Raw genomic sequence first — 8,756 nt, 5'->3', positions numbered from 1 at the left:
CGCGGCCGCGTCGAGCTGCGCCGGGCGCTCGCCGACTATCTGACGCGGGCCCGCGGGGTGCGCGCCGACCCCGAACGCATCGTGGTCTGCTCCGGGTTCGCGCACGCGTTGCGGCTGCTGTTCGCGGGGGCGCGCGGCGCGGGCGGCGGGGTGTTGCGCGGGCCGTTCGCCGTGGAGTCGTACGGACTCGGTTTCCACCGCGAGATCCTGGCGGACTCGGGCGTCCGGACGGTGCCCCTGGGCCTGGACGAACAGGGCACGCGTGTGGAGGAGTTGGCCGATGCGCCACGCGCGCATGGCGTCCTGCTCACGCCCGCCCACCAGTTCCCGACTGGCGGCCCCCTGCACCCCGCCCGGCGCGCGGCGGTCGTCGACTGGGCGCGTGGCAGCGGCGGTCTCATCCTTGAGGACGACTACGACGGGGAGTTCCGCTACGACCGCGAGCCGGTCGGCGCCGTACAGGGCCTGGACCCCGAACGGGTCGTCTATATCGGCTCGGTCAGCAAGAGCCTGTCCCCCGCGGTGCGCATCGGCTGGATGGTCCTGCCCGAGCAGCTCGTCGACGGCGTCCTCGCGGCCAAGGGGCAGCGGGAGGCGTGGGCGAGCGTCCTCGACCAGCTCACGCTCGCCGACTTCATCTCCTCCGGACAGTACGACCGGCACATCCGCCGGATGCGGCAGCGCTACCGGCACCGCCGCAACCACCTCGTCACCGCCCTCGCCGAGCGGGCCCCGCACATCACGGCCACCGGCATCGCGGCGGGCCTGCACGCGGTGCTGCGGCTGCCGCCGGGGACGGAGGCGTCCGCGGTCAAGGCGGCGGCCTGGCAGGGGATCGCGCTGGACGGACTCGCGGCGTTCCGTCACCCGGGGGCGACGATGCCCGCCGGGGACGGGCTCGTCGTCGGGTACTCGACGCCCACGGAGCACGCGTACGCGGCGGCGGTGGAGGCACTGCTCGGGGCGCTGCCGCCCTCCCCCTGAGACCCTGGGAAATAAGCGCCGTCCAGTGATCGTTGAGGGCACTGCCGTACCGGACGACACAGGGGGAATCGAGCCGTGACCAGCACAAACAGCAACAGCAGTGCGCACAGCAGCATCAGTACGAAGACCACCGCGGAGACACGCGACGACGGGGTCAACGACGACGGGGTCAACAACGCCAACCCCTTCAACCGCCGCGTCATCGAGGAGTTCCGCGCGAACGAGGGCCGGGTCGGCGGGCCCTTCGAGGGCGCGAGCCTGCTCCTGCTGACCACGCGCGGCGCGAAGAGCGGACTGCCGCGGACGACCCCGGCGGTCTATCTGCCGGATCCCCCGGCGGCGGCCACGGACGCCGCGCACGACCGCCTGATCGTCTTCGCGTCCAACGGCGGCTCCGAGAAGGCCCCCGGCTGGTACCACAACCTCGTCAAGGACCCGTCGGTCGTGGTCGAGGTGGGCGGCGAACGCTACGCGGCCCTGGCCACGCCCGTCGACGCGCGTGAGCACGACGAGCTGTGGCGCCGCCAGATCGAACGCGACCCGAACTTCGCGGAGTTCCGGGACCGCGCCCCGCGCACGATCCCGGTGATCGCGCTGACCCGCGCGGGTCATACCTCCGGATGAGTCCTCAGGCCCCCTCCAGGTGAGTCCTCATGCCGGTGAGTCCTCAGGCCGTCAGCAACGGCATCATCAGCGGCGCGTCCTCGCGCCACTTGAGGATCTTGTCGAAACTGATCACCGCTCCGCCGCCCCTGCCCGGCCTGTTGCCGAGCTGGACGTGGTCGGCGAGCTCCTCGATCAGGCACAGGCCCCGGCCGTGCTCGTCCGTCTCCGTGGCGGCCGGCCGGGGCGCCGGACAGCCGTGCAACGACGTCCCGGGAAAGCCCGGACCGGAGTCGGTCACCTCGATGCGGCACTTCTCGCCGTCGAGGTAGGCCGTGACCCGGTATCCGCCCGGCGCACCACCGGGCGTGCCCGCGCCGCCGTGCTCGACGGCGTTGGCACACGCTTCGCTCAGGGCGACCGACAGGTCGTAGGAGACGTCCGGGTCCACGCCCGCGGTCTCCATCGTGCCGATCAGCAGACGGCGGGCGAGCGGGACGCTCGCGGCTTCGCGCCGCAAATGGAGAGACCACCAGATGCTCATGCTCCAGCCTCCTGGCTGCGGCTCGACATACCGATACCTATTGCCGCCCGCGCCCCCGAATAAGCGCGCGACGGACGTGATGCCGCCCATACGGCGGATGCGCACCGGCCGCCACTCGGTGTAGGACGACGCGGCCAGGACGGCCGCGCGTGCCCCGTCCCTGCCCGCGGATGCCCCACCTATCACCTGGAACAGGACCTTCCGGACCTGCCGTGTGCACGGGGTGGGCCCAGTGCGATGATGGCCCGGCCATGACTGCCCCCCATCAGCGCCAGCCGCGCGACGGAGCCGACCTCCGGCTGCTGAGGGCCGCGACGTTCGCCGCGGTCTGCGTCGTGCTGTCCGCCGGGGGCCATGTGCTCGCTTCCTGCGTCGCCGTCCCGCTGTGGACGCTGGGCGTGGGCTTCGTCGCCGTCCTCGCGGTCGCGCTGCCGCTCGCCGGGCGGGCCCGTTCACTGCCCGGCATCGCCGCGCTGCTCGCGGCCGGACAGCTGGGCCTGCACGCGCTGTTCGGCCTCGGCCAGCACGGCACGGCGTCGGCGACCACCGCCGTGAGCGGTGACGCCTCCCTGGTGGAGCGGGCCGCGCGCCTGGTCTGCGGGGCGGGCGCCGCGACGATCACCCCCGCGCAGGCCCACCGGATCCTCACCACCGCAGGGCTCGGCCCCGGCGGAGCGGGCGGTTCCGGAGCGGGTCGGTCCGCGGGGCACCAGCACGGTCGCTCCGCCGCCTCGGCCGCGGACACGGCGCTGGACTCGGTGGCGTCCGGCACCCCGGGCAGCGGCGGCATGGGGTCGATGGCCGGGATGGGGCTCATGCCGTCCCTGCCGATGCTCGTCGCGCATGTCCTCGCGGCCCTCGCCGCGGGCTGGCTGCTCCGCCGCGGCGACCTCGCGCTGCTCCGCCTCGTCCGGCTCGCCGACGGGGCGCACGGGGTGGCCCAAGGGGCTCTCGTACGGTCCCTGCGCTCGGCGCTCACGCTCGTCCGCGCCCTGCGGGCAGGCCTGCCCGGCGCGCCCGAGACGGCCGGGCCGCGGGCTCCCCGCACCGCGCTGCTCGTACCGCCGAAGCCGCGCACGGTCGCGCTCGAGGACGCGGTGATCAGGCGCGGGCCCCCGGTCGGCGCCCGCGACGTCGAACTCGCCGCCTGACGCGACACACTCCACACCGCAGTACGGAGAAGCACTCCACACCGCCGTACGGAGGGGTCGCTCAGTGCGCACGCGCGCGTGCCCGCACGGCCGCGCACCCCTTCGTATCCCGTACTTCGCATCCCGTACCCGCACGGCGTCCCGCGCCCGTGCCGGTCACCACTGACGAAAGTGGAGTGTTCCTGTCATGAAGATGTCCCGTATCGCCGCCGTCGGCACCGTCGCCGCCTCCGCCGTGTTCGTTCTGTCGGCGCCCGCGTTCGCGCACGTCAGCGTCTCGCCGGAGGGCCAGGCCGCCAAGGGCGGTTACGCGACGGTCAACTTCAAGGTGCCGAACGAGCAGGACGACGCCTCGACCAACAAGGTCGAGGTCTCCTTCCCGGGCGACCACCCGCTCGCCTCCGTGATGACGCAGCCCGTCCCCGGCTGGACCGCGAAGGTCACCAAGACCAAGCTCGACAAGCCGCTGGAGATCCACGGCGAGAAGATCGACGAGGCCGTCTCCAAGGTCACCTGGACCGCCGACGGCAAGGGCATCCAGCCCGGCACCTTCCAGAAGTTCCCGGTCTCCATGGGCCAGCTGCCCGAGGACGCCGACGAACTCGTCTTCAAGGCGGTCCAGACGTACGACAACAAGGACGTCGTCCGCTGGATCGAGCCGCAGCAGAAGGGCCAGGAGGAGCCGGAGCACCCGGCGCCCACCCTCGCGCTGACCGCCGCCGAGGACGGCCACGGCGCCGCGGCCGACACCGCGAAGGCGGACGACAAGTCCGGCACGACGGAGAACGCGTCGTCGGACTCCTCCGACAGCAGCGACACCACCGCGCGCGTGCTCGGCATCGTCGGCATCGTCGTCGGCGCCGCGGGCGTCGCGTTCGGCGTGCTGGCCGGCCGTCGCCGCGCCACGAGCTGAACTGTCCGCTGAGCCCCTCGGGGTGCACCGACGCGGCACACAGCCGCCCCGGTGCACCCCGGCCCCCTCACATCTGGGACATTTTCGTATGCGCACCAAGAGCACCAACAAGAAGCTCGCCGCCGCTGCCCTGCTGGCCGTGGCCGCCCTCACCCTGACCGCCTGCGGCGGCGGTGACGACAAGAAGTCGGTCGCCGACGTCTCCGTGGAGTCCGACTCGGGCAAGGCCGCCACGGTCCTCGACAAGCCGTACAAGAAGCCGAACCTCGTCCTCACCGACACGCACGGCAAGAAGTACGACCTGCGCAAGGAGACCGCGGGCAAGCCGACGCTGATCTACTTCGGCTACACGCACTGCCCCGACGTCTGCCCCCTGACGATGAACAACATCGCGGTCGCCAAAAAGGCGCTGCCCAAGGCCGACCAGGACAAGCTCAAGGTCGTGTTCGTCACCACCGACCCCGAGCGCGACACCTCCGCCGAGCTCGGCAAGTGGCTCAAGGGCGTGGACGCCGACTTCGTCGGTCTGACCGGCGACTTCGCCACCATCCAGGCGGGCGCCCGCCAGCTCGCCATCAGCATCGAGCCGTCCAAGAAGGACAAGAACGGCAAGATCGTCTCGATGCACGGCACACAGGTCCTCGCCTTCTCGCCGAAGAACGACGCGGGATACGTCCTCTACGGCGAGGACGCCACCGCCGGCGACTACACCAAGGACCTCCCCAAGCTCCTCAAGGGACAGACTCCGTGAACCACCGCACCACCAAGCACCGCGCACTCGCGGGCGGGGCCGTCGCACTGACTGCCGTACTCGCCCTCGCGGGCTGCAACGACGACTCGGACTCCGGCTCCGGGGACACCGCGAAGAAGCCCCGGCTCAAGGTCAGCGGGGCCTACGTCCCCGAGCCCACCATGGACGACATGGCGGCGGGCTTCCTCACGCTGGCGAACGACGGCAGTGCCGACAAGCTCACCTCCGTCACCAGCGACGCCGCCGGCGCCGTCACGCTGCACAGCACCAAGGACGGCGCGATGAAGGAGGAGAAGTCCTTCGACGTCCCGGCGAACGGCAAGCTCGCCTTCGTGAGCGGCGGCAACCACCTGATGCTCGAGAAGCTCAAGCACAAGCCGAAGAAGGGCGAGAAGGTCGCCCTGACGCTGCACTTCCAGAAGTCGGACCCGATCACGGTCGAGGTTCCGGTCAAGGAAGCGACGTACAACCCCAAGCAGCACGGCGACGCCACCGCCTCGCACGACTCGAACGCTTCACACACGTCGCACAAGTCGCACTGAGGGACGGACCGTTGATGCAGACCATCGCTCCCCGCTCCAGGATCCCCGGCTCCGGGGCAGTCCCCCGGACCGGCATGGCTCCCCGCCTCTGGCGGCTCCTTCTGGTGCTCCTCGCCGCGACGGGCGTCTTCTTCGCCGGCGCCGCGCCGTCGTCCGCGCACGCCGCGCTGACCGGCAGCGACCCGAAGCAGGGAGCGGTGGTCGACCGGGCCCCCGACCAGGTGAAGCTCACCTTCTCGGAGAAGGTCGCCATGTCGGACGGCTCGGTGCGGGTGCTCGACCCGTCCGGCAAGCGTGTCGACACCGACAAGACGACCGACCTGGGCGCCAACACGTACGGCGTGAAGCTGCGCCCGGGCCTGCCCGACGGCACCTTCACCGTCGCCTACCAAGTGGTGTCCGCCGACAGCCACCCGGTCGCCGGCGCCTTCACGTTCTCCATCGGCGCGCCCTCGGACACCAAGGTCGCGCTGCCCGACCAGGAGGCCGGCGGCGGCCTGGTCGGCGCGCTCTACGACGCCGCGCGCTACTTCTCCTACGCCGGATTCATCCTGCTCGTCGGCGGCGCCGCGTTCGTCCTGGGCTGCTGGCCGCGGGGCGCGGGCGCGCGGCCCGTGCAGCGGCTCGTGACGGCGGGCTGGCTCACGCTCACCGCCTCCACCCTCTTCCTGCTGCTCCTGCGGGCCCCCTACACGGGCTCCGGGAAGCTCGCCGACGCCTTCGACATGGGCAAGCTCGGCGACGTCCTCAACACCAAGACGGGCGCCGCCCTGGTCTCCCGGCTGCTGCTGCTCGCCGCCGCCGCGCTGTTCATCGCGGTGCTCTTCGGCGCGTACGTGAAGCGTGAGGGGCCCGGTCAGGCCGCCGAGAAGAAGGACCTCACCTTCGGGCTCGCCATCGGCGGCACCGTCGTCGCCCTCGGCATCGCGGCGACGTGGGCGATGGCCGAGCACGCCTCGACCGGCATCCAGACCGGCATCGCGATGCCCGTCGACGTGCTGCACCTGCTGGCCGTCGCCACCTGGCTCGGCGGACTCGCGTCGCTGCTCGTCGCGCTCTTCCGCACGACCGCGGTGGACGCGTCGGCCGTGCAGCGGTTCTCGACCGTGGCGTTCACCAGCGTCGTCGTGCTGGCCGCCACCGGCACCTACCAGGCCTGGCGGCAGGTCGGCTCGTGGTCGGCGCTGACCGGCACCTCGTACGGGCAGCTGCTCCTCGTCAAGATCGGGCTGGTCGCCGTCCTGGTGGGGATCGCCTCCGTCTCGCGGCGGTGGACGGGGCGGATCGCCACCGAGGCGAGCGTGGCGCCGGAGTCCGCTGCCGCCGTGGTCGTCGAACAGCGCGCGAAGCAGGCCTCGAAGCAGACGTCGAAGAATCCCCAGAAGAAGCCGGTCACGGTACCGGCCGCCGGGAAGGACAAGGACGGCGACGACACCGAGCGCTCCGCCCAGCTGGCGCGCCAGCAGGCCGCCATGGACACCGCCCGCGAGAAGCGCATCCGCGACGCCGATCCGCACCGCTCCGGCCTGCGCCGCTCGGTGCTCGCCGAGGCCGGCATCGCCGTCGTCCTGCTGGGCGTGACGACGTTCCTCACCACCACCGAGCCGGGCCGCACCGAGGAGGAGGCCGCCAAGGCCACGTCCGCGGCGGCCGCGCAGCGCTCGGGCCCGCTCCAGCTCAAGGTGCCCTTCGACACGGGCGGCACGGACGGCAAGGGCACCGTTCAGCTGGACCTCGACCCCGGCCGCAGCGGCAGCAACACCCTGCACCTGTACGTGAAGCGCCCCAACGGCAGCGCTTTCGACGTGCCCGAAGTGAAGGTCTCCTTCACCAACGAGTCCCAGGACGTCGGCCCGCTGCCCGTCGCCCCGGACCACATCGCCACCGGACACTGGAGCGCGAACGGCGTCCAGGTCCCGATGGCAGGCAAGTGGAAGATCGCGGTGACGGTGCGGACCTCCGACATCGACCAGATCACCGTGAAGAAGAACGCGCAGATCGGCTGAACGGAACAACCACCATGGCGGACAACGGGATTTCCAGGCGGCGGCTGATCGGCACCGCCGGCGCGACGGGCCTGGCGCTCGGCGCGGCGGGCGGCGCGGTCGGGTACGCGGCGGCGCCCTCGGACGCTGCCGCGGACTCCGCCGGGTCGACGGCGCAGCTGGCCTCCCTGGGCGCCGATCAGGTGATGTTTCACGGGAAACATCAGCCCGGCATCACCACGCCCCTCCAGTCCCGTGGCCATCTGATCGCCTTCGACCTGGCGGCGGGCGCGGGCCGCAAGCAGGCGGCGGCTCTGCTGCGCCGCTGGTCGGCGACTGCCGAGCGGCTGATGGCGGGCGAACCGGCCGACGGCCGGGACACGGCGGTCGCCCGGGACGCGGGGCCGTCCTCGCTCTCCGTCACCTTCGGGTTCGGCGCTTCCTTCTTCTCCCGCACGGGCCTGGAGAAGCAGCGGCCGTCCGCTCTGGACCCGCTGCCCGACTTCTCCTCGGACCACCTGGACAAGGCGCGCAGCAACGGCGATCTGTGGGTGCAGATCGGCGCGAACGATCCGCTGGTCGCCTTCCACGCACTGCGCGCGATCCAGAAGGAGGCGGCCGGGACCGCGCGGCTGCGCTGGCAGATGAACGGTTTCAACCGCTCGCCGGGCGCCACCGCGCGGCCGATGACGACCCGGAACCTGATGGGACAGGTGGACGGCACGAACAATCCGAAGCCGTCGGAGAAGGACTTCGACGAGCGGATCTTCGTGCCCGCCGACGGTGACCCGTCGTGGATGGCGGGCGGTTCCTATGTCGTCGTGCGGCGCATCCGGATGCTCCTCGACGACTGGGAGGAGCTCGGCACGAAGGCGCAGGAGGCGGTGATCGGGCGGCACAAGTCCGACGGCTCGCCGCTGACCGGCGGCACGGAGACGACCGAGCCGAAGCTCGACAAGGCCGGTCCGGACGGCAAGGCCGTCATCGCCGCCAACGCGCACGCCCGCATCACCCGTCCCGACCAGAACGGCGGCGCCGCGATGCTGCGCCGCCCGTTCTCGTACCACGACGGCTTCGACGGCAAGGGCGAGGCCGACGCAGGGCTGCTCTTCGTCTGCTGGCAGGCGGACCCGATGCGCGGCTTCGTCCCGGTGCAGCGCAAGCTCGACCGGGGGGACGCCCTGTCGGAGTTCATCCGGCACGAGGCGAGCGGCCTCTTCGCGGTGCCGGGCGGGGCGGGGAAGGGCGAATACGTGGGGCAGCGGCTGCTGGAGAGGTAGGGG

General features: G+C 72.1%; 9 protein-coding genes. 8 read left to right on the top strand and 1 reads right to left on the bottom strand.

Translation table 11 applies throughout. The annotated features are described in order from the left end of the window. Both AOK03_RS27175 and AOK03_RS27170 read left to right on the top strand, forming a co-directional pair. A partial coding sequence (locus AOK03_RS27175; RefSeq protein ID WP_055567985.1) for an aminotransferase-like domain-containing protein occupies positions 1 to 984 on the top strand: 984 nt, incomplete at its 5' end. A 75-nt stretch (positions 985 to 1,059) separates the two neighbouring features. Next, positions 1,060 to 1,608, top strand: coding sequence for a nitroreductase/quinone reductase family protein (locus AOK03_RS27170; protein ID WP_244177771.1), 549 nt, complete (start codon positions 1,060 to 1,062; stop codon positions 1,606 to 1,608). A 43-nt stretch (positions 1,609 to 1,651) separates the two neighbouring features. Here AOK03_RS27170 and AOK03_RS27165 read toward each other — a convergent pair whose 3' ends face one another. Next, on the bottom strand, positions 1,652 to 2,131 hold the full coding sequence (locus AOK03_RS27165; protein WP_055567984.1) for an ATP-binding protein: 480 nt from the start codon (positions 2,129 to 2,131) through the stop codon (positions 1,652 to 1,654). A gap of 251 nt (positions 2,132 to 2,382) precedes the next feature. Here AOK03_RS27165 and AOK03_RS27160 point away from each other — a divergent pair, with 251 nt between their 5' ends. The 6 genes from AOK03_RS27160 (at position 2,383) to efeB (ending at position 8,753) form a co-directional block, all read left to right on the top strand. After that, a complete protein-coding gene (locus tag AOK03_RS27160; RefSeq protein WP_055567983.1) occupies positions 2,383 to 3,282 on the top strand; it encodes a hypothetical protein in 900 nt (299 codons plus the stop codon). A 187-nt stretch (positions 3,283 to 3,469) separates the two neighbouring features. Beyond that, a complete protein-coding gene (locus AOK03_RS27155; RefSeq protein WP_055567982.1) occupies positions 3,470 to 4,195 on the top strand; it encodes a YcnI family copper-binding membrane protein in 726 nt (241 codons plus the stop codon). 88 nt (positions 4,196 to 4,283) lie between these two features. Beyond that, positions 4,284 to 4,946: an SCO family protein gene (locus AOK03_RS27150; RefSeq protein WP_055567981.1), complete on the top strand. Its 663-nt coding sequence runs from the start codon at positions 4,284 to 4,286 to the stop codon at positions 4,944 to 4,946. Next, positions 4,943 to 5,488 carry a copper chaperone PCu(A)C gene (locus AOK03_RS27145; protein ID WP_055567980.1) on the top strand — a complete coding sequence of 182 codons (546 nt, stop codon included), beginning with the start codon at positions 4,943 to 4,945 and terminating at the stop codon, positions 5,486 to 5,488. The genes AOK03_RS27150 and AOK03_RS27145 overlap by 4 nt, the downstream gene beginning before the upstream one ends. 14 nt (positions 5,489 to 5,502) lie before the next feature. Next, positions 5,503 to 7,494: a copper resistance CopC/CopD family protein gene (locus AOK03_RS27140; RefSeq protein WP_055567979.1), complete on the top strand. Its 1,992-nt coding sequence runs from the start codon at positions 5,503 to 5,505 to the stop codon at positions 7,492 to 7,494. A gap of 14 nt (positions 7,495 to 7,508) precedes the next feature. Beyond that, positions 7,509 to 8,753, top strand: coding sequence for an iron uptake transporter deferrochelatase/peroxidase subunit (gene efeB / locus AOK03_RS27135; RefSeq protein WP_055567978.1), 1,245 nt, complete (start codon positions 7,509 to 7,511; stop codon positions 8,751 to 8,753). The last annotated feature ends 3 nt before the right edge of the window (positions 8,754 to 8,756 follow it).

Source organism: Streptomyces atriruber (assembly GCF_001418325.1).
Classification (GTDB): domain Bacteria; phylum Actinomycetota; class Actinomycetes; order Streptomycetales; family Streptomycetaceae; genus Streptomyces; species Streptomyces atriruber.
This window is presented reverse-complemented; position numbering and strand designations above follow the sequence as displayed.